Source organism: Streptomyces sp. NPDC030798, assembly GCF_055572275.1.
Map to the genome: position 1 here is coordinate 819932 of NZ_JBVIDR010000002.1, position 24111 is coordinate 844042.

The 24111-nt window shown below is 67.1% G+C and carries 18 protein-coding genes, 1 other RNA gene and 1 pseudogene; 6 read left to right on the plus strand and 14 right to left on the minus strand.

Annotated elements, in window-relative coordinates; translation table 11 throughout:
• Positions 1-136: 136 nt before the first annotated feature.
• Both ACZ404_RS08130 and ACZ404_RS08135 read right to left on the minus strand, forming a co-directional pair.
• A complete protein-coding gene (locus tag ACZ404_RS08130) occupies positions 137-1534 on the minus strand; it encodes a DNA cytosine methyltransferase (RefSeq protein WP_468437065.1) in 1398 nt (465 codons plus the stop codon).
• A gap of 97 nt (positions 1535-1631) precedes the next feature.
• Entirely contained in the window at positions 1632-2504 is an 873-nt protein-coding gene (locus ACZ404_RS08135; protein ID WP_468437067.1) for a hypothetical protein, read from the minus strand.
• 547 nt (positions 2505-3051) lie between these two features.
• Here ACZ404_RS08135 and rnpB point away from each other — a divergent pair.
• Positions 3052-3455: RNase P RNA component class A (rnpB, locus tag ACZ404_RS08140), an RNA gene on the plus strand.
• A gap of 50 nt (positions 3456-3505) precedes the next feature.
• On the opposite strand, the gene ACZ404_RS08145 is transcribed toward rnpB, so the two are convergent.
• The gene (locus ACZ404_RS08145) at positions 3506-4270 is read right to left on the minus strand and encodes a hypothetical protein (RefSeq protein WP_468437069.1); all 765 of its coding nucleotides are present in this window, start codon (positions 4268-4270) and stop codon (positions 3506-3508) included.
• Positions 4271-4732: a hypothetical protein gene (locus tag ACZ404_RS08150; RefSeq protein WP_468437071.1), complete on the minus strand. Its 462-nt coding sequence runs from the start codon at positions 4730-4732 to the stop codon at positions 4271-4273.
• A gap of 792 nt (positions 4733-5524) precedes the next feature.
• Between ACZ404_RS08150 and ACZ404_RS08155 the strand changes: the two genes are divergently transcribed.
• Positions 5525-5728, plus strand: coding sequence for a hypothetical protein (locus ACZ404_RS08155; RefSeq protein WP_468437073.1), 204 nt, complete (start codon positions 5525-5527; stop codon positions 5726-5728).
• A gap of 86 nt (positions 5729-5814) precedes the next feature.
• Here the strand turns inward: ACZ404_RS08155 and ACZ404_RS08160 are convergent, their stop codons facing one another.
• Positions 5815-6573: a hypothetical protein gene (locus tag ACZ404_RS08160; protein ID WP_468437075.1), complete on the minus strand. Its 759-nt coding sequence runs from the start codon at positions 6571-6573 to the stop codon at positions 5815-5817.
• 234 nt (positions 6574-6807) lie between these two features.
• Positions 6808-7241, minus strand: a pseudogene (locus ACZ404_RS08165) (transposase family protein); the annotation flags it as partial.
• Positions 7242-7358: 117 nt separating this feature from the next.
• Between ACZ404_RS08165 and ACZ404_RS08170 the strand changes: the two are divergent.
• Positions 7359-8450: a hypothetical protein gene (locus ACZ404_RS08170; protein ID WP_468437077.1), complete on the plus strand. Its 1092-nt coding sequence runs from the start codon at positions 7359-7361 to the stop codon at positions 8448-8450.
• 304 nt (positions 8451-8754) lie between these two features.
• Here ACZ404_RS08170 and ACZ404_RS08175 read toward each other — a convergent pair whose 3' ends face one another.
• From ACZ404_RS08175 to ACZ404_RS08205, 7 genes are all read right to left on the minus strand, one after another.
• Positions 8755-10290, minus strand: coding sequence for a gamma-glutamyltransferase (locus ACZ404_RS08175; protein ID WP_468437079.1), 1536 nt, complete (start codon positions 10288-10290; stop codon positions 8755-8757).
• Between the two features lie 148 nt (positions 10291-10438).
• Positions 10439-11752, minus strand: coding sequence for a hypothetical protein (locus ACZ404_RS08180; protein ID WP_468437081.1), 1314 nt, complete (start codon positions 11750-11752; stop codon positions 10439-10441).
• A 705-nt stretch (positions 11753-12457) separates the two neighbouring features.
• On the minus strand, positions 12458-12769 hold the full coding sequence (locus ACZ404_RS08185) for a hypothetical protein (protein ID WP_468437083.1): 312 nt from the start codon (positions 12767-12769) through the stop codon (positions 12458-12460).
• A gap of 119 nt (positions 12770-12888) precedes the next feature.
• Positions 12889-13659, minus strand: coding sequence for a hypothetical protein (locus ACZ404_RS08190; protein WP_468437085.1), 771 nt, complete (start codon positions 13657-13659; stop codon positions 12889-12891).
• Positions 13656-14372 carry a ParA family protein gene (locus tag ACZ404_RS08195; RefSeq protein ID WP_014676526.1) on the minus strand — a complete coding sequence of 239 codons (717 nt, stop codon included), beginning with the start codon at positions 14370-14372 and terminating at the stop codon, positions 13656-13658. Before ACZ404_RS08195 ends, ACZ404_RS08190 begins: the two co-directional genes overlap by 4 nt.
• 237 nt (positions 14373-14609) lie before the next feature.
• Positions 14610-15176 carry a helix-turn-helix domain-containing protein gene (locus ACZ404_RS08200; RefSeq protein WP_468437087.1) on the minus strand — a complete coding sequence of 189 codons (567 nt, stop codon included), beginning with the start codon at positions 15174-15176 and terminating at the stop codon, positions 14610-14612.
• A complete protein-coding gene (locus tag ACZ404_RS08205; protein ID WP_468437089.1) occupies positions 15173-16156 on the minus strand; it encodes a helix-turn-helix domain-containing protein in 984 nt (327 codons plus the stop codon). The genes ACZ404_RS08200 and ACZ404_RS08205 overlap by 4 nt, the downstream gene beginning before the upstream one ends.
• 198 nt (positions 16157-16354) lie before the next feature.
• Between ACZ404_RS08205 and ACZ404_RS08210 the strand changes: the two genes are divergently transcribed.
• On the plus strand, positions 16355-16675 hold the full coding sequence (locus ACZ404_RS08210; RefSeq protein ID WP_468437091.1) for a hypothetical protein: 321 nt from the start codon (positions 16355-16357) through the stop codon (positions 16673-16675).
• Positions 16676-17245: 570 nt separating this feature from the next.
• On the opposite strand, the gene ACZ404_RS08215 is transcribed toward ACZ404_RS08210, so the two are convergent.
• Positions 17246-19066 carry a glycoside hydrolase family 6 protein gene (locus ACZ404_RS08215; RefSeq protein ID WP_468437093.1) on the minus strand — a complete coding sequence of 607 codons (1821 nt, stop codon included), beginning with the start codon at positions 19064-19066 and terminating at the stop codon, positions 17246-17248.
• Between the two features lie 594 nt (positions 19067-19660).
• On the opposite strand from ACZ404_RS08215, the gene ACZ404_RS08220 reads away from it, so the two are divergent.
• A complete protein-coding gene (locus ACZ404_RS08220) occupies positions 19661-22579 on the plus strand; it encodes a glycoside hydrolase family 48 protein (RefSeq protein ID WP_468437095.1) in 2919 nt (972 codons plus the stop codon).
• A gap of 199 nt (positions 22580-22778) precedes the next feature.
• On the plus strand, positions 22779-23924 hold the full coding sequence (locus ACZ404_RS08225) for a glycoside hydrolase family 12 protein (protein ID WP_468437097.1): 1146 nt from the start codon (positions 22779-22781) through the stop codon (positions 23922-23924).
• Positions 23925-24111 lie beyond the last annotated feature (187 nt).

The following is a 24111-nucleotide window of genomic DNA, read 5'->3' on the forward strand; positions in this document are numbered from 1 at the left end:
GCTTGCCCTGCCGTCCGCCAAGGCGATGAACGCCCGGGGCGAGTTCGCCCCTGGGTGATGTAGGTAAATCTGCCTATGTGCTGGCCTGGCAGATGTCAGCAGGCCGCCCCGCCCGGAGGGGGCGGCCTGCGGGTGCTTACAGGACGGCGCTGACAGCGTGACCGAGCCACTGCGGGACGTTGCAGCTGACGGCGTTTCCGGCCTGCATGGTCTTCTCGGCCTTGCTGCGGCCCTTGACGATGTAGGTCTCGGGGAAACGCTGGGCACTCATCTGCTCGCGCCACTGGAGCATCCGGAAGTGGCAGTCCTCGATCTTCACCGCTGGGCGGAGCAGACCGGCGGAGTCGCGTGTAGACAGGGTGTGCAGCGGCTCGCAGGTCCGCTTGGCGGTCGAGCCCTTCCGGAACGGGATCACTAGGCCGTGGTGGTTGCCGCCCGCGGTGACGGTGGCGAGGGGCCGATCCACGCGCTCGGCGGTGGCGTGGTTGCGGAACTCAACGATGAAGGGCGGGGCAGCCAGATCCGCGGTGGTGGCGTGCGGGAAGGCGCCGGGCGGTACGACGAGCCCTTCGCCGATCTTGACGGTGCGCGACGGCAACGGGGTGAGGTCCGGGCGGAAGGCGCGGCCGTCGTGTCCGCCGTGGTTGACGGTGACCACCGAGGGTTCGTCGGGGAACATCTCCAGACCGGCGGCGATGCGGTCCATGGTCGTGGGCGCCAAGGGGCGCTTGCGGTCCCCGATCCGGGTCCCCAGGTTCGTCCAATCGATGATGTCGGAGGCGGGCCGAACGTAGGGCGCGACGATCACGGCGGTGTCGTGGTTGGGGCAGGTGTAGTCGTACTGCTGGCCGTACTTGCCGATCCGGGTCTCGGTGTGGCCCGGCCGCCAGGTCTGCCGCGCGTATACGTCCTCGTCGCACTCCTCGCACCAGGCCAGGGGTCGCGGGGCGACGTCCGGAAGGCGCATGCCGACCTGGGTAAAGACGATGTAGAGGCGGTCCCTCCACTGGGGGGCGGCCGGGTTGAGCTCGTCGCCGATGTGCGCGGAGCTCACGCAGACGATCTGGTAGTTGTAGCCCAGCTTGACCATCCCGCTCAGCCACCAGTCGAACAAGATCCAGTCGGTGGCGAACTCGGTGACGTTCTCTATGAGCACCGCCTTGTACCGGTGCACCTCGACGGCGCGGATGACGTCGTAGGCGGTCGCGCGTGTCCGCTCGAACGCTGCGTCGGGCAGCGAGCGCAGTTCTTCCTCGGTGAGCCCGCTGACCTTCTTGCTGCGGCGGCGGCCCCCGGCGGGCGAGATCTCGGTGCAGATGGGGCTGGCCCACAGCACATCGGTGCGCGGCAGGCGGCGCATGTCGTAGTTCGAGACGTCGGCGCAGACGTGCTCGGCCTGGGGGTGGTTCGCCGAGTGGGTGTCGATCGCGGTCTGCCAGTGGTTGGCGGCCAGTTTCAGCTCCCAACCTGCGTTGACCAGGCCGGTGCTGGCGCCGCCAGCGCCACAGAAGATGTCGGTGAAGGTGATGCTCAAGGTCCGTCCTTGCACGCCGTGCGGTGGTGGAGTCGCGTGCGGGGCCCGGTTGCCCTCCGGGCCCGGCACGGTGGTGCGATCAGCTCAGCGGGAGCTGTTACCCGCCGTAGGTCTGGCAGGCGGTGACCTCGGCCAGCAGCAGGGCGCTGATCCGGTTGACGACGACGGCCGGGAGCTCGACCGTCGCCGGGTCATTGCCGTCTCGGCGCGCGACGGTGATCAGGGCGCCGCCGTCGTTGGCCAGCTCGCCGTGGTGGCGCGGGAGCCGGACCAGCTCCTCCAGCAGCCACGCGACGGTGGCGGGGGAGGTGGCGTCCTGCTGGAGGCGGACCGGCGCGCCCAGCGGGTGACGGCCGCCGTAGCGGGCCATGACGCTGGCGACGTACCGGGCGACATGGTCGGCCATCACGTCCACGTGGGCGCCGCCGAGGCTGGCGCCACGGGGGCGGTTGTGCGGCATCGAGTCGTACACCACGGCGATGTGGTCTTCGGGGCCGTAGTGCTCGACGTGCCAGCCCTCTACCTGCTCCAGCCGGGGAGGAAGGATTTCGTCCGCGCCGATCAGCAGGTACGTCAGGTCCGGCAGCCCGATGCGGATCTGGAAGCCGCCGCCGTCGGCGTGCGCCAGCTCCGCGTCAAGGCCACGCCCGCGCAGAGCGTCGAGAACCCTCTGGTACTGGGGCGCGATCTGGCTGCGGGAGTAGGCGTAGTTGATGACGAAGCGGATCAGCGGAGCCGGGTCGGCGGTCCAGTCGAGGTAGCCGGACTCGTCGGTCGCGGTGCCGAGGAAGGTACGCCGCCGCCAGAAGAGCCGGGGCCTCCCGCTGTTGTAGCCGGCAGTGATCCACAGCTGGTCCAGGCTGCTTGGCAGGACGATCACTAGCTGCCGCTCGCCCTCGGCGACCTGGACTTCCAACTGGGCCTGAGTGCGCAGTTCCGCGCCCAGCCGGGAGATGGGAACGAGTTCCACGAACCGTCTCCTTGTGGTTGGTGGTGGAGTGTCGGGGGGCTTGCCCTGCCCCCTTTTGACATAGGTAAATCTATTTATTTGGGTTGGGGGAGTCAACCCCAAACCCTCACCAACTATCAGGAATTGGACCTGCTATCCGCACCCGCCAGCGGCGGTCGTGCAGCAGACGACCCCTCCCGCCGACCGGCTCACACCCGGCCGACCACCACGCCCCCCGACCAGCAGAAGCCGCAGGACCGCCCCCCTCCCCCTCCCGGCAAAAAGAGATTCTGAGGGGGTGCCGGACGAAGCGCAGGGGAGGAACGGAACCTTTTTTCACCGCGACGAAGGAGCGGCGAAAAAAGGTTGCGAGACGACCTTGCGCACAGTCCGCCGCACCCCCTCACAATCTCCCCGCCGGGAGGGCCGTCTTGTATATGGGCGCCTTGTCTCTCGGCCGGCCAGGATAAAGCTGCTCAGTGGATACAGCCGGAGTGCTGCGGCAGCATGATCATGAGCGTCAGAGCCGCCGGCGGTGTCCGGTCGGCTAGCATGGCTGTACGGCAGACGAGCCGAGCGGACGGCCGCGTGGAGTCCCTGTAAGGGGGCTTCCCGAGGAACGTCCGGACTCCACAGGGCAGGGTGGTGGCTAACGGCCACCCGGGGTGACCCGCGGGACAGTGCCACAGAAAGCAAACCGCCTGGGGCTTTGGCCCTTGGTAAGGGTGAAACGGTGGTGTAAGAGACCACCAGTGCCCAGGGTGACCTGGGCAGCTAGGTAAACCCCACCCGGAGCAAGGTCAAGAGGGGGCGCCCCGGTGCCCCTGCGCGGACGATCGAGGGCGGCCCGCCCGAGTCCGCGGGTAGACCGCACGAGGCCAGCGGTAACGCTGGTCCTAGATGGATGGCCGTCTCCCCGGCCGCCGTGAGGTGGCCGGGTGACAGAATCCGGCGTACAGCTCGACTCGTCTGCCGCTCCACCAGAGTTGTGATCGACGATCTCGTAATGCATATCTGCTGGTTCAGTCGTCTGTGAGAGCTCTTCTTTGGCGAAGTCGTTCCCGGAGAGCGCCGACCATGGGAAGGGTCATTCCACTGAAGACGAACAGCACTGCAAGGCCGCTTAGTGTCGGGCTCACGACCTCCTCGATCTTTAGCGGCCAGGGATCCTCAAGGACGTAGAGGATGATGTAAGAGCCTTTGCAGACTGCATAGGCCATTCCGAGAATCGCGGCGATCGAGGAGAGCGCGAAGCCGACGCTGCTCCAAGGGCGGACCCCCCAATTGCGTCGTGACGTTCTCCCGCACATGAACATCAGCTCGCCGCAGGTGACCAGGACGTAGGAGAGATAGATAAGTAGGTATGCGGCAACCTTGGGGTTGTCGACGTACTCGGTCGTGAACTGGATGCCAGGCCGGTTGGCTGCAAGGAAGAGCGGCACCATGATGGCCAGTTCCAACACGGCAGCGAACCCGCGTTGGAGTATTGCCGACTTGAGGTACTCAGGGCGGTAGGCCAGATCAACCATCGTGATCTGAATCGCAGCGCACCAGAGGATCGCGCAGACGTGGGCTACAAGCTTGCCGGCGTTGGGCATGCCTGTGGCGTGCTGCAGTTGGTTGGCCACCGCTGGCACGGCGCACAGGACGCCAAGCGTGCAGATGGCGAAGGCGATGGCGATCGCCCAGGTGGCGACGCGTGGGTTCCCCACGGCTCTGCGAGTGCAGAGGGCAGTAACCAGCAACCCTGCTGCGGTGCAGGTGCCGAAGACTATGCCGTCCACCACTTACAGCCCCTCCAGTGCATCGGCCGCGTAACGTGCGGCTTCATCCTTACTGCGGCGCCGTCGGCGCTTGCCCTTTTCCTTTCCGGATTCAGCGTTCGTCGCCGGCTCCAGGCCGAGTTCGGCCCGGCGCTGCTCCAGGGCTGCGATGATGTTGTGCAGCTCGCTCTCTGGAAGGCCATTGAGCAGCGCTAGGACGCGGCGTGCGTCTGGGTTTTCGAACGCCTCCAGAGCCGCGAGGTCGTTATAACTTTCGTGCGGAAGGAGATGAGCCGGCGGCACGTTGTTCAGTGCTTTGCACAGCGCAACGATCGTGCCCACGGTCGGGTTGTCCTGGGAGCCGTTGGCCAACTTGGCGATGGCGGCGAATGACACAGACGCGTGCTCACCGGGCAGTGCGTTCACTGCTGCGGACAGTGAGCGCGACGTGTGGGCACGGCCGTTGGCGTCCAGACGGCTGGCCATCAAGGCTCTCAGTTTCTCCGCTAGCGACGGGCCGTTGTGGCTCACCACAGGTAGGAACTCCCCGACGTGCTCCGCAAACCGTCCTGTTGATGACTGCACACGACCACGTACCGGTCTCTCACTCTGTCGAAGGCCAACTGCTGTGTACTTTAGTTGACATGATCGGGGGCGCAAGGCAGGATCCCGAGATGGAGGAACCCTGTGCAGTTGCGTGACTACCGCATGCCGTCGCTGACTGCCATCGACGGAGACTTCTTGAGTCTTCTCCGATGGGAGGGTTTGCTGAGGGATCCTGCACAGGTGCCTCCCCATGATCTGAGGCTGACGACCCAGTCGTAGCGCCGCACCGGCAGGGGTGGAGGTGGAGTCGACAGTGAAGAGCACTGTTCGATGCGTCATGAGGTCTGCGGTAGGACGGGGTCGTTCTCGCCGACAGCGCTTGAGTGCCGCCGCTTTAGCGGGGTTGGCGCAGCCGACCCCGATGGATGAGCGGAAATCGCTGCGGTGCTTCCGGCGGAGTACTGGAGCACGTTGGTTCTTCAGCAGGTAGGGCCGCAGTTGCGCGTGGAGCTGACCTTTACAGAGACCACGGGGGCGATAGCGATGGGGATGCCGGGAGGGAGCCGGCGGGCAACACGGAACGATGCGTTCCCTAGGGGGACACAGACCACCCTGGAAGACTCCCACAGAAGCACTGAGTCGGTCGGTCAGCGTGTTGATCATGTACGCGGCGGGCATGTGTCAGGCTGCTTCACGCGGAACAGCGCAAGCGGGAGTGCTGCGCCAAGCGGCGTGTGGCTTGGCGCGGACGACGGCACGGTGCTCTTTTTCCCGGTCTCTGCCGGCGTCGACGGGTCCCTGCTCCGGCCGGACGCAGACAATCCTCAACTGGACGCGGGCGATCAAGCCACTCTTGATGCCGCGAGTTGGCTGATGCCGAAGCTTCCGCGCGAGCTGATCGCTGAATTTCTCGGCCTGGGCCTTCCGAAACAGTGACGCCTGCCCGCGATCACGGGAGCTTCTGCGTGGTGAAGCTGACGGTCGGCAATCGTCTGAGTGGCACCGAGCGGGGCGTTGGGTTGCTACGCCTCTCTGTTCTCTAGGCGCTGGAGCTGCGCGATCACGGGCAAAAGTGCCTGTCGGCTGGACGGCAGCAGCTCGTGACACTTCGTTGCGATTTCGCGCACAACCTCATCCTGTACTGCAAGGAGTGCATCGGGTTGCCGGAGAACGTTCGTGGCGGTCGTGAGCTGTTCCTCCGTGAGTGCCTCGGCAGCCTCAAGGAGTCGCATCATGCGAGGTAGTGCGTCCAACAAGCTTGGCTGGCTGGCGAGGTCGCTCAGGGTCTTGCGTTGCTCCGGGCTGAGGGCTCTGGCTCCCAGGGCGACCTTGCGTACACCTTCCTCGCCCAGCGCATCAAGCGTCTGAAGGCGTGCGAGCAATCCCTGGATAGTTTCGCGATCGGCTGCGCCTGACTCCACGTTCTGCAGCCTGATGTTGCGCACACCTAGACGCCGTAGCTCTTGGAGGAGATCCAGCTGTGCCTGGGTGTCGTCTTCGAAGGCGATCTCATCATCGACGAAGTACGAGATGCGACGGTGGAAGTACTCAGAGAGTGCCTTCAGATGGCGCAGCGTAACGTTCGTGCCGGGCTTGCCCGTCGCCAGCTCCCATAGGTACGGACCCGAGATCGGGACGCCGGTCTGCTCCGAGATCTCGCGGGCCAGAGTGTTCCAGGATGGCGGCTTGCCCTCCTCGGCGGCGAGCCCGTCGCGAAGGGCGGTCAGCTTCTCCGCGAGCGTGCGGGGCGCCGCGCTCTCGTCACCGCCGGTATCGGGCATCGTAGGCCCGCCCTCCTCTCTTGGTCAGGTCTCGGTTGCTCTGGCGCGTACGGACAGTATCAGCCATCTACGCACGTGAATATCACCGCGGGAGCAGGTCGAGTCAAGGTGACCTCGCTAGGTCGCAGGGCGCCGAAGAGGACTAGACCAATAGCCTCCGTTGGGTTGCACGCCCGGCAGGGTTGAGGGTAGCCGTCTGGATAGGCTCTCTACGGGTGTTTATCCAATCTGTTGGGCCAGGGCCCGGTTGACGGTCTTCCCGTGGGGGTGAGTTCCAGCAGGGATCGTCGGATGCCTATGGGCAGTCAAGGGCCGCCGCCCTGGGAGGCGAGATCGGCCAGGATCAGGACGCCTGGCGCTCGCAGATGCGGATGATGCGGATGATGCGGTGGGTGCGGGCACCGGTCAGGTCGTGAGCCCGGCGCGGCAGCGCGGGTGACAGCCACAGCAGCCGGCCGTCCGGATCGGTGACCACCTGCACGTTCACTCCGTGCCGCGGTGCTTGTGGGAGTAGTCGGCGCATGAGGCGCCGACCTGGTCGCACTTGGCCAGGGTGTCGACCAGCAGGATGAACTCCGGGTCGGCCTTTCGCCGGACCTTCAGCAGATCCTGGGTGCGCTGGGGAGCAGGTGGATGACCGTGTTTGTGTAGGCGTGGACGGTGGATTCGCCTTCCAGCGGTCGCAGGCCAGGCCCCAGGAGTCCCCGAGTGCGCGGCCGCTCCGCATGTCTTCAGTCACGCCAACACCTCACGGGCAAGGGGACTTGCCGCTAAGGTCTCGTGCGATGAGCATGGATGAACCCGGACTGACCAAGGCGGTTGCTGAGGCGCTGGGCGCTCAGCGCACCGCTGCCCTTACGGAACTCACCGAGCGTGTCACCGCGCTGCGCTCCATGACCGAGGACGCGGGAACCACCGAAGTGCTGTTGGCCCCGCTGAAAGGCCGCGCTGCGGAAGAGTGGGAACGACTTGCCCGGCGGGAGGCTGAGGACTGGGTGTATGTCCGTTCCGACGATGGTGCAACCATCCTTGCCGTGGACCAGGCATCCGAAGCCGGAGTCCGCGATCCGGCAGCAGCTGTCGTCTACCCTGAGCTGCACACACGACTGGTCAGTTGGTGGCTTGTCAACGCCTGGCGCAGCGCCGACCTCCTCGCTGACACCCTGGACAACCTGACCCGGTGGCGCATCACCTCCGGCGCGGTCACCGCCCGGGCTCTCATCGAAGAAGCAGGAGCCCTGGTAGACGAGCAGAACGCCATCGCTGAGGCATGGCGGATCGGCAAAGCCGCCTCCAAAGACTCCTTGAAACGTCCCGCCCTTGTCCGCGAGGTGCTTGCTCCTGTCCTGCTGAAGGCAGGGTTTGGCTCAAGGATGAACGGCAGCAACGAACAGCTCCAGGCCACCAACGTCCTGACTCTCGTGAAGAAGCTGACCAAAGCGACGGGCGATGACAGATTCCCGAAGTGGTATGACCTGCTCTCCGACGCCGCGCACCCCGCCTTCGGAGCCAGAATCGCCTTCGCCACACCTCCGCTCGTACACACCTCAAGCGCTGTCACGGTGCGCAGTTACGCCCGATCTCCCATGTCGCTCGCTGACGGAGGATCTGTCCAAGTTCTCGAACCTACCGTCGCCTTCGCAGTCGCCGACTCCCTGATCTCCGCCGGAACCCACATGTTGAACGTTCTCGAAGATGGCCTGGCCATCGTGGACGACTTTGGCCTGACGACATCAGCGGCAACGCTCACCCGCCGTACGTACTGGCGCGCCTTCCACCCCACGCGCGGCAGCCGCGCCTGCCCCTGCGGCCGCGGCAAGTGGTCCAACTGCGGTCACCGCTGGGGAAACCAGGTCCCCACGCCCTGCAGCCGTTGATCACCAGAGCGGAGCTGAGAAGTCCAGACCACCGGCCGTAAGCCTGCCTTACTACGGCGGAAGTTTGTGCCGCCGGTCGCCCTCATGGGTGTGATAGGCAGGGCGACCACCAGCCAGACGAACGACAACCTCAACCACTTCGCCGCCTGGGTGAACCGCTACTGCGACAGTCACCTACGCCACGACGCCTTTGCCCCGGGGGCCCTGGCCACACCGCACCCCGATCGGCGCGAGCAGGCCCGGCGGCTGTACGACTTCCTAGTTTCAACGTCGCCAACGGCCTGCTAAGTCACATCTCCACGGGCTAGGCGTGGATCGGGGGTACGTCGTAGCGGCTGACGGCCAGGTACGTCTCCGGCGTCGCTGCTTCGAGAAGACTTTCGTCACCCTCCAGGTCAAGCTTCGGTTCCTCTGAACGGCGCAGCAGGGCGCTCCAGTCGCTCGTCGCACCCCGCTCGTACGCTTCACGGATCAGGGGGCGCAGCCGGGGACGGGCTTCCTCCTGCTGCTCGCGGAAGATCCGCCGCCGGGTGAGTCGCTGTTCTTCCTGAGCATCCTCGCTGAGCCCCGAGTCGTCGGTCAGTTGGTCCTCGGCGCGCAGGCCCGGGGTACGCCGGGCGATGGCGAGATCTTCCTCGTGGAGGTGCTCGCAGGCGGCGAACAGCTTCCGGGACATGCCGAGGTGGACCTCCGTACCGGAGATGCGACAGATGAGGAAGTCGTCGAGCCCCATGGATCGGATCCCGGCACGCAGGCTGTGCTCCTCACCGTGAAGCGCCGCCCCGCGGGCGTCGGCCCGCATGGCGAGTGTGAGGGTGTCGTCTTCCAGGGGAGTGGTCAGACCGGAGCGCCGGCGACGCGAAGCGCGGTCGGCCGGCACAGGCATCGTGCGCAGCTGAGAGGCGGGAGCGGACCGCAGCGCCAGGTAAGCAAGCATCTGGGCGCGGGCCGCGCCGATGAGCGCGTCGTCGCTGTCGCCGAGACGGTCTTCGAGGTTCCCTGGACCCGCCGCTGCCTGGTCGTCGGCGTCGGATCCGCTTGGCATGAGCGGCGGCTGGCCGGGGTGCAGGTCGTGGTCGATGGTGAGGAAGAGGTCGTCTCCGGGCCGCACGGAGGCACCGACCAGCACGGTGCGGTGCGCGTACGAGCCGAGGATCTTACTGCCGGCCGCCAGTTGTGCCCACCCCTTGCGGAGTACGTCGACACCGACGTTGCCGCCCTTGGCCTCGATAAGCCAGTACAACTCCTCCGTCTCGTGCCGTCCCCACAGGTCGGGCAGCCTCTTCTTCGGGTCCTTGAAGGTTTGGCTCAGGGCGGGGATAGGGCCGCCGAGTTCGAGGTGTTCGGTCTGCCCGAGACCGAGCAGCGAACGGCAGGCCCACTCCGTCATCGTCATACCCAGCCGGTAGGCAGCGGCGTTCTTCGCCGTGCGCTCGGTGCCGTGCGCGTAGACCGGGTTCAGGGTCAGGCGCCGGCCCTTGGCGCCCGCTACTGGGTGCCGGGGCTCGACGAGGTGCGCGCCGAGGTAGGCGTACAGCGGGGCGACCCGGGCGACGAGTTCCCCGTGCGCGTACCGCGGCTGGTTCTGCAGGTGCGGGGTGACGTCGCGGCCGACCTCGGTGGCGCACTTGATGATCTCGCGCCACGTGGTGGTCGGGGCGTACCAGCCATCCGCTGCCGGGAACCCGCCCGACCCGGTCCACGCCTTGTGCTCGGCTGTCCGCCACTGCCTCTTGGGCTTGTCGGCGGGCCCATTACGAAAAAGGACCGGTATGTCGAAGCTGTCGGCGTAGGTGAGCGGCGGCTCGTCGGCGACGTGTGCGGGGATCATGGGGTCCATGGGGATAACCCTGGCACGGGCTCGGGCCCTCCCGGGGGCCGGTCGGCGGGCTGCCGCTCTGTATGGCTCTTGAGGCCATGGCGCACGGGACATGATTCATGGCGACTGGTGTTGTTGGCCTGCCACCGCTCTACTCACGTTCTACTGCTCACGGTCGGTCGGACCAGAAGATCGACGAGGGGAGCCGGACGGAGGGCAGGTGCACCGCCTTGAGCGGTCCCAGAGCGGCGGCAGCAGCACGAAGAGCTTCGTCGTAGGTGCCGGAGCCAAGGACCTCAGCAGAGCAGGCAGGACAGTCTCCGGGGCGGCGGGCGTGACCGGCGCTGCGATCCCCGGAGCCTCGGACGTGCGCGAAGGCGTCGTCAGGAAAGTCGGCCCGCACGGCATGCCACACCCCGACCCGTTCGTCCTCGGGCAGCCCGGCCGCTACCTCCGGCCGCATCGGCGGCAGCAGGCGCCCGCTGTCCTGGACGAGGAACACCCGGTCGGTGAAGTCGACGCCGTCCCCCTCGGGGCGCTCCTGCTCCAGCCACGCACGGGCCTCCTCGCGGGTGCCCGGCCCCCACAGGTAATCCGTCGGGAACCGTGTGGTCTCGTAGCGGGTGTCGAACTCCGCCCAGTGAGCGTCATTCCAGCGACTGCCCGGAATGAACGGGATGGCCCGCACCACGACGTACTGGTACTCGTCGCTCTCGTGATCTTCCATGGGGTCGGGGGCGGTGAGCGCGCCGGCGGGTTCCATCCGTGCCTGCCCGGAACCGTTCCAGCTCAGCACGGTGATCTCCCGATGCAGAGGTGCCGGGTACAGGCGCCCATCGGGGGTGGCCTCCCCCCACAGCTGGTTGATCAGCTCCGCCAGATCCCGCACCGTTCGGGCCGCCTCGACAGGAGTATCGACATGGTGGCCGGAGGGATGGGCAACGTAGTTACGCAGCTTGGCGAGCGCGTCTTCGACCGCTCGGCTGCGCCGCCCGCGGAGCAGACCCGCCGTACGCGCCCACAGGCGGAGCCCGTGCAGCATCCCGTTGAACTCGATGGCGTGGGTGTCGACGACCAGCTTCGCGCGTTGCCGCGTCATCCTGTCGGCGCGCTTCTTGACGTCGTCGTACGACGTGACGGTGTAGGAGACGTCCGGGGCCTGGGGGAGACGGTAGGTGATGGTGCCGGAGCACCACTCCATGAAGCGGTCGCGCAACGCCTGCTCGTAGATCAGGAGCGCCTGGTCGCCGACCATGGTGTACACGTCGTAACACAGCACGCCGTAGGCGAAGACGGTGCGCAGCCGCTCGAAGGAGTCGCGTGTTCCTGCCGCGACGCCCTCCGCCAAGTCGCAGTCGGCGATCTGCCGCTGCTGGAACTCCGTGGCGTCTTCGGGCCTCATACGGCCGCCGAGCCCGCAGGGGTTGAACGCCAGCGACAGATCGTCTGCAGCGCGCAGCTCCTCAAGCGGCCGGATCTCCATGTACTTCTCCTCACGATGGGAAACGGATCAGCTTGCACCTCCGGGCCTCTAGTTGGCCACCCCTTTCCCTTCAGGAACGTCACCACAAGGTCAGCGGGATTCCCGCTTCTGCCGCGGCACGGATTCTCTCTTCGATGCGATCTCGCGATTCGCCGGCTTTGAGGCCCGTCAGGATCGCCGAAGCGATGGCCCGTGTTCGGCCAGCAGCCCCCCGGACGTCTGCGAGTGGACCATGGGGATTGTGCCGCCGTCGCGACCACTCGGCTCGGTTCTCTGCGGCTGTCCCCAGCCGCAGATGGGCGGGATTCGTGCAGCCGTGGAAGTCACAGGTGTGGCAGATGACAGGATCCTCAGTGGAGGACCATCCCGTCCGGGTGACCACACCGTTGGCCAGCTGGTAGGCGAAGAGGTGAGCTGGGACCGTGCCTCTGCGAGACGGCCCCGGCAGGCTGGCGGCGCGGAATGATCCATGACCGGTTGAGCTGACGGCGCCCAGCCACGGCCAGCATTGACCCGCTGAGCGGACGTAGCACTTTGCCTTGAAGCGGGCGACGATGGTCTCGTCAGTCAGCCAGCTCAACCAGAGATCGGCAGGCAGTCGGATCGGTGTCGGGTATCCCAGAAGAGACAACTGTTCTCCTCTGGCTGACGCGGCCTGTCGCCCTTCGCCGACTTCCGGCAGCGGGAGTTGACCGGCGTTTTCCGTCATGGTGTGTTGTTGCCGAGCTGCTTAGGGTCAGGCGGGTAGCCCTTGGCCCGGAGCCATGCGTCGAGGGCCAGGGCGACGATGTCGCCGTGGGGTATCTCGGTGTCGGCATTGCAGCGGCGGATGCGCCGTTGGAGCTCAAGGACATCAGGAACGGCGTAGTTCAGTTGCCCGCGCTTGGTATGCCGGCTGTTGATGACCTTCAGGGTGTCCGGGTGGGGAGCAAGCGGATCATCTTGTGACTCCGACTGTGCTTCAAGCGCGTCGGCTACCGCACGCAGCTGGCCGACATAGGTAGCGAGGTAGTTCACGGAGTGGCTCCCGTGGAGGCGACTAGGCGGCTAGCTAGCCGCCTAGTGGACTAGTGGAATAGTCGCCGAAGGGGCGACCAGCTCGTACTGGCGGATCGCCCCGATCGACGAGCGGTTCGTCAGAACCCGCGGCGGTTCAACCACTCGTCCACTGCCACGCAGACGATGTCACCGATGGGCAGGTGGTCGAGATCGTTGTCGAGCGCGAAGCGCTTGATCCGCTTCTTCAGCTTCAGCGCCGCAGGAACCGATGCGTCGAGACTTTCCCGCGTGATGTGACGCTGATTGAGGACCGCGGAAGCCTCTGGGATGTCCTTCGGACGGCCCGCCCCCTGCGTCCATGGTGCACCCGCATTCGATGCTGACCCTGAAGCAGCCTCGCTCTCATACTGGGGAGCTGCTGTCCCAGCCCTCATAGGGAATGACGTTCCTTGTGCTGCCGACGCAGCCTCCCGCACGGCCACTTCGGAGGAGCCGTACGCGGGTCCAGGCGGAGCGCCCGGAACAGGCTGAGGAGAGGTTTCAGGTGCCTCGGACGGTGCCTCAGTAGGAGAGGCCACAGGGGGCGCGCCCGACGTGTGGCCAGCGCTTCCATCCGCCTGTGCGGCGATCCGCACCTGCTCTGGAGCCTGCATCGCGGACGCTTCGTGCGTTGTCGCGGGGGACTCGACACGGTCGGCAGTCGGCCGCGGCGACAGGCAACTGTCCGCCGTGGAAGGCGGCGCGAGATGGGTGCTGTCGGGGAGGGCCTGCTCGGCATCCAGGTGCTCACGGGTCAGCTCGGCCGGCGGCGGAGGCGCGGCTGCCGTCTTCTTGGCGCCGCCGAGCACGTGGCCCTTCGGACGGGAGCGCCGAGCCGGGGGCTTCAGCTTGTCGTTGTTCTCGGTCACGCTGCGTCCAGCTCCTTCATCAGCTCGGCGTACTCGCTCAGCTCGGTCGGCACTTCGCCGAAGGCCTCCATGTAGTGCACCCAGGAATGGATCACGGTTTCCGCAAGGGGGAACGGCCCGTCACGGTCCTCGCCGAGCCCCTCACCCTTCGGGGGATTCAGCAGGCTCTCCTTGGCCCTACGGGGCAGGCTGGTGCGGTCGTCCGCCTTGACCAGCACCACGTGGGCGGTGACGTCACGCTCGTTGCGTGCGGCGGCGCGCTCGGCCTCGTCGAAGGTGGCCACGAGCTTGCGGCGCTCGATCTTGGTGGGGGCGACCGGCACGATCAGCCGGTCCGCCTCGGTAACAGCCTCGTGGAAGATCCTGGCGCTGCCGCCGCCGGCGTCCACCACGATCGCGCCGAACTCGGCGCGCTTGGCCTGGATGTACTCGGCGATGTCATCGAACGGGTACCGCTCGACCACCAGGTTCTCCGGGATCTCGAAGCCCTCGGCCTGGGCGACCTTGAACCAGTCGTAGGCGGACTGGCTGATGGCGTCGGCGTCCAGGAGCAGCGTGCGCAGCCCAAGGACCACGGCGTAGTAGAGGGCGATGAACCAGGCCGATGTGGTCTTGCCGGCGCCGCCCTTGAGCATTCCGACGACGACCACAAAGGCGTCCCAGGTGCTGGTCTTTGCTGCTGCCAGCGTCTTCTGGCGAGTGAGCTCGTTCACGTTTGCTTGTACTCCTAGAATGCGAAGTTGAGGGTTTTCGTCAGGCAGCGGCAGAAGGCTTTGTGTGGAGCAACTGCCTGACGAGGGGCCCCTCCGGGTGCCTGCCGTCTCGGGCAGGCGCCCGGAAGTCGACGTGCCGGTCCTTTGGGGGAGGACGGGCCGGATGCAGCAATCCACATGAGTTCTGCTTTCGCTCACCGTGCTGAGCGAGGCGCTCGTGCCTCCGCGTCAGGCTGTTCACGGGACGGTCCTGCGCTGACGCTGTCCAGCAGAACCGTGGGGCCGCATCCGAGTCCTGGCCTGGCGCAGGAGGCGGTAGACCGTTGCGGTGGAAAGGTTGTGCTCCGCAGCGAGAACCGACACCGCAGCGCCGTTTTCGTACTTCGTCCGAAGCGCCGCCATCAGCTTCTGCCGCTCTGCGGCCTTCGCGGCGGAACGGATGCGCAGCGTCTCCTGTGCCGTGCGCGGTTTGCCGCCGGCCTCGATCAGCAGCTGACGGGCGGCCCGCTTCGTCTTGGCCCCAGCGACAGCCAGTTCCGCCAGAGTGGCGCCGTGCTGCTCGTACAGTCGGCGCAGATGAGTTGCCAGGCGACGGCGCGCCGGAGCTTCACGCATGCGGCGCGTCTCCCACGAAGTGCGCATCACCGTCCCGGCGTTGCGGAGCCGGTTGATGACCGTGCCGTATGAAAGGCCGCTGACTTCCACGAGTTCCTGAACTGTGGATCCGGCCTCGTAGCACTTCCGCAAAGCCTCGGGAGTGGTGGGCGGTTGATGGTCGCCCTGTACTGGGCGCTGATCCGTCATGCGGCGGACTCCCATTCTCTGAGTGCGTTGGTGTAGGCGGCGGCAAGCTCGTCGTATGAGCGCTCGTCGCGTGGAGTGATGAGGATCAAGCGGCCGTCCGTGGCGATCCGCCACTCCGGGTCTGCCACTCCTGTGGCCGGGTTGGTCACGGCTCCGTGCGGTCCGTGCCACTCAGCGGAGATCTCGTCTGGTCTCACGGCAGGAACCAGCACCGAACGGCCGTCACGGACCACCACCAGCGCCTTGGCCCGATGCTCTGCCAGGCCCTCCAGCGCCTTGCGGTACGCCGCCCTTTCGGCAGCGTGGAGAGCCTTGCGGCTGGCTGAGGTCCCTGTCGTTCCGTACTGGTCGGCGATCCGGTCCCAACCGTGTGCAGGCGTCAGTTGGAGGTCGGTAACAGCGTCCGGGTGGCTGTTACCGAACCCTTCCAGGGCCCTGGGGGCCAAGGACCAGGTCTCGCCGGTCTGGTGGACCAAGCCATGGCTCAAGAGCCGGTTCAGGGTTCGGTAGGCGGTTGCCCGCGAGACGGACGCTGTGACGACGAGTTCGCTGGCGGTCTGGTGGGGACGGGCATGCAGAGCACCGATCACCATGAGAGCGGAGCTGCCCAAGGCCTGATGCGTGAAGGCGTCGTGCCCCATGAGGCTGCTGATGACGGTGGAATCGACGTCTGCACCCAATCCCGTCTCAGGGGTGTTCCACTCCCCAAGTGCCGGGTCGGGGGGGAACTGAGTGGTACGAGATCGAGACTCGGGTGACTGAATGGCAGCACCAGGTCCGTCGCCGAGGTACCAGGTCGATCCTTCCCTGCCTCGTCCGACCTTCAGCCGGCGCAGCCATCCTGCAGGCACGAGAACGCTTTCGTAGGCCTTCCGCAGGGTCTGCCGCGATACTCCGGCCTCTTCAGCTGTCTGACGTTCGCTGGCCGCGTGCAGGCGGCCACCGGCGATCTCCGCGAAGTTCAGGTGGGCACGAAGCACACGCAGCGCGGTCCTGCCTCGCTCGCCGCGCCATGGGGTGGTCTCGATACGGGCTCGCAGGGCCGCGAGGTCCTCGTAGGACTGCTCCCGTGACTCGACCCGTGCCGTGCTACTGACCGCTGCGCAGGCGTTGTCCCAGACTCGACGGATGTACGACAGAGCGCGAGCCTGGCCCGAGCGCTGCGCTATGTGCTGCGGATGCCTACCGCCCTCGTGGTCCGGGTGCATGAGGAGTTGTGTGAGCTGATCAAGAGTTCCTCCACAACGTGCGACGTGGCAGGCGATGGCGGCGGTGATGCGGTGCCCGTGCTCGGACATGCCCTGGCGGTCACCGCGGCGTACGACCGCTCCGTCACGGTCGAGCTTGCTGTAGCTGCCGGCGGCGTAGCGACCAGTGAGGTCTCCGAGGAGGACCAGGTCGGCGGCGGCCGGAGGGAGGTGGGCGAGTCCCAGAGGCTTGGTGTGACCGCCTCTGACTGCCTGTGGATGGGGTTTTCCTGGACGCGAAGCCTTCTGTGAGTGCTGCGAACGGGGTACGGCGTATGGCATTCTGGGGTCGTCTCGCGTAAGACATGGACGCCACCGGGGCCCGCTAAAACCACGGGTGGTGTCCGGAACCGACCTCCAATCGGTGCCAGCGAAGAGCCTCCAGGATGGCCGTCCTGGAGGCTTTCGTGTGCCTGGCTCCGGTGGAGGCAGGCATCCCCATCGCGGCTCGACCGGGGAGACCGTGAAGGAGCCGGAGTCGTGGGCCTGTCCGACTCCGGACTCCCGGGCCGCTCAGGCGGCAGGAGCAGAGGGGTTGCCTCTGGCTGCCTCTGAGCGACCCGGGTCGATCCGGGGTCGAATCAGAGCGATTTCCTCTGACTGCCTCCGATCGCCTCTGCAACCCGTCCTAGCAGGTCACAGCCGGTTCGCCCCACCAAAGCCGCAGGTCAGAAGGGTGCTTCTGGAGAACCCGGCGTACAGCCCGACTCGTCTGCCGCTCTCCACACTGCTCATCGGTGGCGAGCCGCCCGGCTTGCCGTGACTCCGCCGGGGCCGGTCCTTCAGGGGCCGGCCCCGGCGGGTGCTCACCGTCTCAGCGGGCTACGGCAGGGGCGGGTAGGCGTTCTTCATGAGCTGCTGGAACTGGGCGGAGAACCAGTGCCCGGCCAGCGGCGCGCCCGGCAGGGCGCCCGTGGGGTTGTTGCCGTTGCGGGCGTTGCCACCGTAGGTGGGGTCGCACATACGGTCGAAGCCCTTGCCCTCGTCGTTGGAGACGGGGGAGCTGGAGCCGTCGGACTCACCCGGGGGCTTGACCCACACGTAGGCGTCGATCCCGGCGGCCGGGGCCGCCGTGGGGCGCTCGCCGAGTCCGGCGCCGCTCTGGTTGCACCAGTTGCCGGCGTGGATGCGCCGGTCGATGCGGCTTCCGTTGACGTAGTCGTCGACGGAGGTCATCGGGCCGGGGCCGGTGGGCCGGGCGGAGCCGCCCCAGCCGTCGCGGGAGGTGTCGATCAGCATGCCGAGGCCGGAGTTGAACCCGGCCGCGACCAGCTTGTCCCGCAGGCCGAGCGCGAACGACTGCTCATCCACGTACTGGTTCCAGTCGACCCACTTCGACTGGCGCACGGTCTGTCCGTTCACCGTGTCGGTGATCTTGAAGTTCGGTTCCTTGACGGGGCTGTAGTTGGCGGTGTTGACGATGAAGCCGGCCACGTCGTTCACGCTCGCGCCGTTGGTCGTGGCGACCTTGGCGAACTCCTGCACGGAGGGGCCGAGGTTGCTGTCCCAGCCGAGCCAGCCGTGGTGGCCGGCGTCGATGTAGTTGTAGACGTTCGGGATGGCGCCGAGCTTGTCCAGGGCGTAGGAGACGCCCTTCTCGTAGTTGCCGTTGCTCTTCATGGTCACGCAGGCGTCGGTGGTGGTGTTGGTGCCGCCGGCGTTGGTGACCAGGTTGGGCAGCGAGTCGGGCTCGATGACGGTGGCGATCCGCAGGCCCGCGTACTTCGGGTCGGAGAGGATCGTGGCGATCGGGTCGATGTACTGGGACTTGTACTTGTCGATGTCGTTCGGTCCGAGTTCGCCGTTGGAGGCGAGGGCGGCGCAGTCACGGCCGGGCAGGTCGTAGATGACCAGCTGGACGACCAGGTCGCCGGAGCCCTTCTGCTTCAGCGCCTCGTCGAGGTGGTCGCGCAGGCCCATGCCGCCGTTGACACCGTTGATCGCTGCGATCCGGTCCAGCCAGACGGCGGTGGGCTGGTTGGCGATCCGGCTGCCGCCCGGTTCGGCGGCGGCCTTGGCCGACCATTCGGGATTCACGTAGCCCTTGGCCCCGACATAGGGGTTGTCGACCCGGCCGTCGGCGCCGCCGTCGCCCCCTCCGCCGGTGCTGCCGCCGGTACCCCCGCCGGTGCTGCCGCCCGTGCCGCCGCCGGTACTCCCACCGGTGCTGCCGCCGGTACTCCCGCCGGTACTCCCACCGGTGCTGCCGCCCGTGCCGCCGCCGTCGTCGACATTGCAGGTGACGCCGTCGAGTGTGAACGTGGCGGGCACGGCGTTGGTGCCGCTGTAGGAGCCGTTGAAGCCGAAGTTGACGGAACCGCCGTTCGCCAGGGAGCCGTTGTAGCTCTCGTTGGTCGCCGTGACGGCGGCACCGCTCTGGGCGATCTTCGCGTTCCAGCCGTTGGTGATCCGCTGGTTGCCGGCATACGACCACTTCAGCGACCAGGCGGACTTGGCCGCCCCGTTGTTGGTGATCGTGACGGCGGCCGTGAAGCCGGTGTCCCACTGGCTCTGCACCTTGTAGTCCACGGTGCAGGGGACCGAGGCGGTGGCGGCGCCGGCCGGTGACGTGAGGAGTGCCGCCCCCGAGGTTCCGGCGGCCAGCGCCAGGGCGGCTACAAGTGACATTCTGGTACGACTCATGAGTGCGGTTTCCTTCTCCTTCGAGGGGGAGCACGGGTCGAGGACGCGCAGGTGTCGCGCAGGCCGGTGCCGCACGCGGTGGACCTGCCGTCGCAGGTGGACCATCAGGTCGCGTCGTGTGGGAGGTGAAGTGGTGGACGTGCCGGATGTCGCCGTCCCGCCGGCACTTCCCCCTGCGCCCGGACGAACTCGCCGCCGGGCCGACGCACACCGAGCAGCCGGCGGCTCCTGCCGTCGGCGCCCATGAGTTCGGCGGAGAGATGCAGCGCAGGCGCACTGCCGTCGCACGGTGTGCCGTTGAGCCCGAACACCGCGGTGCTGCTGGGGTGTTGCATGAGCGACTCCTTGCAGCTTGGCGCGCCGTGACGGACGCGCCGACTGATGGAACCGCTCCCACTGGTGCCAAGGAAGCTAGCGCCAACCGGGCTGTTTTCACAGGGTTGTTGCTCAACTTTGTCGCTCACGTTCAGGTGAAAACGATTCAACTTCTCAACGTCTTGACGCGATAGGGCGCCATCCTCACTATGGGAGCGCTCCCACTGGTTCAAGCCTTGACCCCCCACCGAGCCGAACTTCGCAAGGAGGACCAGAACCATGGATCCCGGACGCAAGCGCAGAGCCGTACGGCGGCTGTGGACCGCCGTCGCGGCCGCGTTCGCACTACCCCTGTCGATGCTCGCCACCAGCTCAACGCCCGCTCAGGCGGCGGGTGTCCAGTGCAGCGTCGACTACAAGACCAATGACTGGGGCTCCGGTTTCACCGTCGACCTCACCCTCACCAACCGCGGAACCGACACGATCAACGGCTGGACGCTGACCTACGCCTACAGCGGCAACCAGAAGCTCGGCAACGGCTGGAACGGCACCTGGTCGCAGTCCGGCCAGTCGATCACCGTGAAGGACGCCGGCTACAACGGCACGATCGCCGCGGGTGCCGCCGTCTCCACGGGCGCCCAGTTCAGCTACAGCGGCACCAACACGGCCCCCACGTCCTTCGCGGTCAACGGCACGACCTGCACGGGCGCGCACCAGCCGCCGGTCACCGTGCTGACCAGCCCGAAGCCGGGCGCGGTCTACAGCCAGGGTGACGCGGTCCCGCTCGCGGCGACCGCGGCGGCCGCCGACAACGCGACGATCAGCAAGGTCGAGTTCTACGACGACACGACCCTGCTGGGCACCGACACCAGCGCGCCGTACTCGCTCTCCGCCTCAAGTCTGTCCGTGGGCAGTCACTCGCTGGTGGCGAAGGCGTACGACAGTCTGGGCGCGTCCGCCGTGTCCACCCCGGTCGGCATCACCGTGGCCGCGGGCCCGGCTGTGGTCGCCTCACCCACCCAACTGGGCGTCCAGCAAGGCAAGTCGGGTACCTTCGCGGTGAAGCTGTCGACGCAGCCCTCGTCCGACGTGACGGTGACCACCACGCGCGCGAGCGGCAACTCGGGCCTGTCCGTGACCGGCGGCTCCTCGCTGACCTTCACGCCGTCCAACTGGAACACGGCGCAGACGGTGACCGTCACGGCCGACTCCTCCGGCACCGGCAGCGCCACCTTCACCGCGTCCGCCACCGGCCACGCCAAGGCGACGGTCACGGTGACGGAGCTGGCCGCGACGAAGGCGTACGACGCCCGCTTCCTGGACCTGTACGGGAAGATCACCAACCCGGCGAACGGCTACTTCTCGCCCGACGGCGTCCCGTACCACTCGGTGGAGACGCTGATCGTGGAGGCGCCGGATCAGGGCCACGAGACCACGTCGGAGGCGTACAGCTATCTCCTGTGGCTGCAGGCGATGTACGGCAAGGTCACCGGTGACTGGTCGAAGTTCAACGGCGCGTGGGCCCTCATGGAGAAGTACATGATCCCCACCCACGCCGACCAGCCGACCAACTCCTTCTACAACGCCTCCAAGCCGGCGACCTACGCGCCGGAGGCGGATACGCCGAACGAGTACCCGACCAAGCTGGACCAGTCCGTGCCGGTGGGTTCGGACCCGCTCGCCGGTGAGCTGAAGTCGACGTACAACACGGACGATGTGTACGGCATGCACTGGCTGGAGGACGTCGACAACGTCTACGGCTACGGCGACACACCCGGCGGGACCTGCGAGGGCGGGCCGACCGCGAAGGGGCCTTCCTACATCAACACCTTCCAGCGCGGCCCGCAGGAGTCGGTGTGGGAGACGGTCCCGCAGCCGACCTGCGACGCCTTCAAGTACGGCGGGAAGAACGGCTATCTGGACCTGTTCACCGGCGACTCCACCTATGCCAAGCAGTGGAAGTACACCGACGCCCCGGACGCCGACGCGCGCGCCGTCCAGGCCGCGTACTGGGCCGACCTGTGGGCCAAGCAGCAGGGCAAGGGCAGCGATGTCGCCACGACCGTGGGCAAGGCCGCGAAGATGGGCGACTACCTGCGCTACGCCATGTACGACAAGTACTTCAAGAAGATCGGCAACTGCGTGGGGGCCTCGACGTGCCCGGCCGGCACCGGCAAGGACGCCTCCCACTACCTGCTGTCCTGGTACTACGCCTGGGGCGGCTCGAACGACACGAGCGGGGGCTGGGCCTGGCGCATCGGCTCCAGCTACGCCCACAGCGGCTACCAGAACCCGCTCGCCGCGTACGCGCTCAGCTCCGACGCCGACCTGAAGCCCAAGTCGGCGACCGGGGCGGCGGACTGGTCCAAGTCGCTGCAGCGGCAGCTGGAGTTCTACCAGTGGCTGCAGTCGTCCGAGGGCGCCATCGCGGGCGGCGCGACCAACAGCTGGGCGGGCCGGTACGCCACTCCGCCGGCCGGGACGCCGACCTTCTACGGCATGTACTACGACGAGCAGCCGGTCTACCACGACCCGCCGTCGAACCAGTGGTTCGGGTTCCAGGCCTGGTCGATGGAGCGGGTCGCCGAGCTCTACCAGCAGACCGGGAACGCGCAGGCCAAGGCGGTCCTGGACAAGTGGGTGAAGTGGGCGCTGTCCAAGACCACGATCAACCCGGACGGCACCTACCGGATCCCCTCCACCCTGCAGTGGTCCGGGCAGCCCGACACCTGGAACCCGTCGAGCCCCGGCTCCAACAGCGGGCTGCACGTCACGGTCGCCGACTACACCAATGACGTCGGCGTGGCCGCGGCGTACGCCAAGGTCCTGACCTACTACGGCGCCAAGTCCGGTGACACGAGCGCCAAGTCGACCGCCAAGGCGCTGCTCGACGGCATGTGGAACAACTACCAGGACAGCCTGGGTGTCGCCGTACCGGAGACCCGTACGGACTACAGCCGTTTCAACGACAGCGTGTACGTGCCGAGCGGCTTCAGCGGCACGATGCCGAACGGCGACGCGATCAACTCGTCGTCGACGTTCGCTTCGCTGCGGTCCTTCTACAAGAACGACCCGGCCTGGTCGAAGATCGAGGCCTACCTCAAGGGCGGTGCCGCGCCCGTCTTCACCTACCACCGGTTCTGGGCCCAGGCGGACATCGCACTGGCCATGGGCTCGTACGCGGAACTCCTCGAATAGGCCCCCGCTGAAGCTCCGCGTACGCGACCCCGTCGCAGGGAGACGGGGTCACCCGGCCGGGCGGTTCTCGGCCCACAGAGGACCGCCCGGCACTTGTCAGGAACATGATCATCTCCGCGGTTCCTGGCAGTGAACTGGGAGCGCTCCCAAAACGAGGGGCGCTCTCGCTGCTCCCTAGACATCCCAGCGGAGGATCCGCATGCAACAGTTGAAGATCCGGACGAACCGGGGCAGGACGCCAACCCTGTTCGGTGCGTTGCTCACGTCACTCGTCGCGCTGGCGGCGCTTCTCACCGCCGCTCCGGCCTCGCACGCCGACACGACCATCTGCGAGCAGTTCGGCTCCACCACGATCCAGGGCCGTTACGTCGTCCAGAACAACCGGTGGGGCACCAGTGCCACCCAGTGCATCACCGTCACGGACTCCGGCTTCAGGATCGCCCAGGCCGACGGATCGGTCCCGACCAGCGGAGCCCCGAAGTCCTATCCGTCCCTCTACAACGGCTGCCACTACACCAACTGCTCACCCGGAACCAACCTCCCCGCCCGGATCGGCTCCATCTCGAGCGCGCCCACCGGCATTTCCTACAGCTATGTGAGCGGTGCCACCTACGACGCCGCGTACGACATCTGGCTGGACCCGACGCCCCGCACCGACGGCGTGAACCGCACCGAGATCATGATCTGGTTCAACCATGTGGGAGGCGTGCAGCCGGTGGGCTCACCGGTCGGCACCGCCTCCGTGGCCGGCCGTTCGTGGCAGGTGTGGTCCGGCAACAACGGTTCCAACGACGTGCTGTCCTTCGTCGCGCCCTCGGCGATCGACAGCTGGAACTTCGACGTGATGGACTTCGTCCGCCAGGCCGTCTCCCGGGGGCTGGCGCAGGACGGCTGGTACCTGACGAGTGTTCAGGCCGGTTTCGAGCCGTGGCAGAACGGCGCGGGCCTGGCGGTGACGTCGTTCTCCTCGACCGTGAACGTCGGTGGCAGCACCCCCGGTGACCCGGGTGGGGGCTCCGGCGGCTCGTCGGCGTGCAAGGTGACCTACGGCACGCAGGTGTGGCAGGGCGGCTTCACCGCCGACGTCACCGTGGCCAATACGGGTTCGTCGCCCGTGGACGCCTGGAAGCTCGCGTTCACGTTGCCCGCCGGGCAGAAGATCACGAGTGCGTGGAGCGCCGACATCTCTCCCTCGTCGGGAGCGGTGACGGCCGGCGGGATGGCGTACAACGCGTCCATCGCACCCGGCGGTCAGGTCTCCTTCGGGTTCCAGGGCACCTACGACGGCACCTTCACCAAGCCGGCCGGCTTCCGTCTGAACGGCACGTCCTGCACCACCGCCTAGGGCCGGCACGGGCATCCGTCCACCCCGCACCCACCCGAACGACGTTCAGGCCGGGTGGGTGCGGCTTCCTCCCGGAGCCCCGATACGCCCGACCGGACGTCCTCCCCGCCGAACACAGTCGATCATGTCCGGAAGTCGTGCCCCCGGTTCCTCTGACCCGTAAGATCGGACGTCTCGCGGGTGGGGA

What these genes read in the sequence shown, in the direction of transcription:
- ACZ404_RS08150 (WP_468437071.1), bottom strand. Translation starts at nt 4,732, where the DNA reads ATGGCCAGCCGTCTGGACGCCAACGGCCGTGCCCACACGTCGCGCTCA.
- ACZ404_RS08160 (WP_468437075.1), bottom strand. Translation starts at nt 6,573, where the DNA reads ATGCCCGATACCGGCGGTGACGAGAGCGCGGCGCCCCGCACGCTCGCG.
- ACZ404_RS08170 (WP_468437077.1), top strand. Translation starts at nt 7,359, where the DNA reads ATGAGCATGGATGAACCCGGACTGACCAAGGCGGTTGCTGAGGCGCTG.
- ACZ404_RS08175 (WP_468437079.1), bottom strand. Translation starts at nt 10,290, where the DNA reads ATGGACCCCATGATCCCCGCACACGTCGCCGACGAGCCGCCGCTCACC.
- ACZ404_RS08180 (WP_468437081.1), bottom strand. Translation starts at nt 11,752, where the DNA reads ATGGAGATCCGGCCGCTTGAGGAGCTGCGCGCTGCAGACGATCTGTCG.
- ACZ404_RS08200 (WP_468437087.1), bottom strand. Translation starts at nt 15,176, where the DNA reads ATGACGGATCAGCGCCCAGTACAGGGCGACCATCAACCGCCCACCACT.
- ACZ404_RS08210 (WP_468437091.1), top strand. Translation starts at nt 16,355, where the DNA reads ATGCCTACCGCCCTCGTGGTCCGGGTGCATGAGGAGTTGTGTGAGCTG.
- ACZ404_RS08215 (WP_468437093.1), bottom strand. Translation starts at nt 19,066, where the DNA reads ATGAGTCGTACCAGAATGTCACTTGTAGCCGCCCTGGCGCTGGCCGCC.
- ACZ404_RS08220 (WP_468437095.1), top strand. Translation starts at nt 19,661, where the DNA reads ATGGATCCCGGACGCAAGCGCAGAGCCGTACGGCGGCTGTGGACCGCC.
- ACZ404_RS08225 (WP_468437097.1), top strand. Translation starts at nt 22,779, where the DNA reads ATGCAACAGTTGAAGATCCGGACGAACCGGGGCAGGACGCCAACCCTG.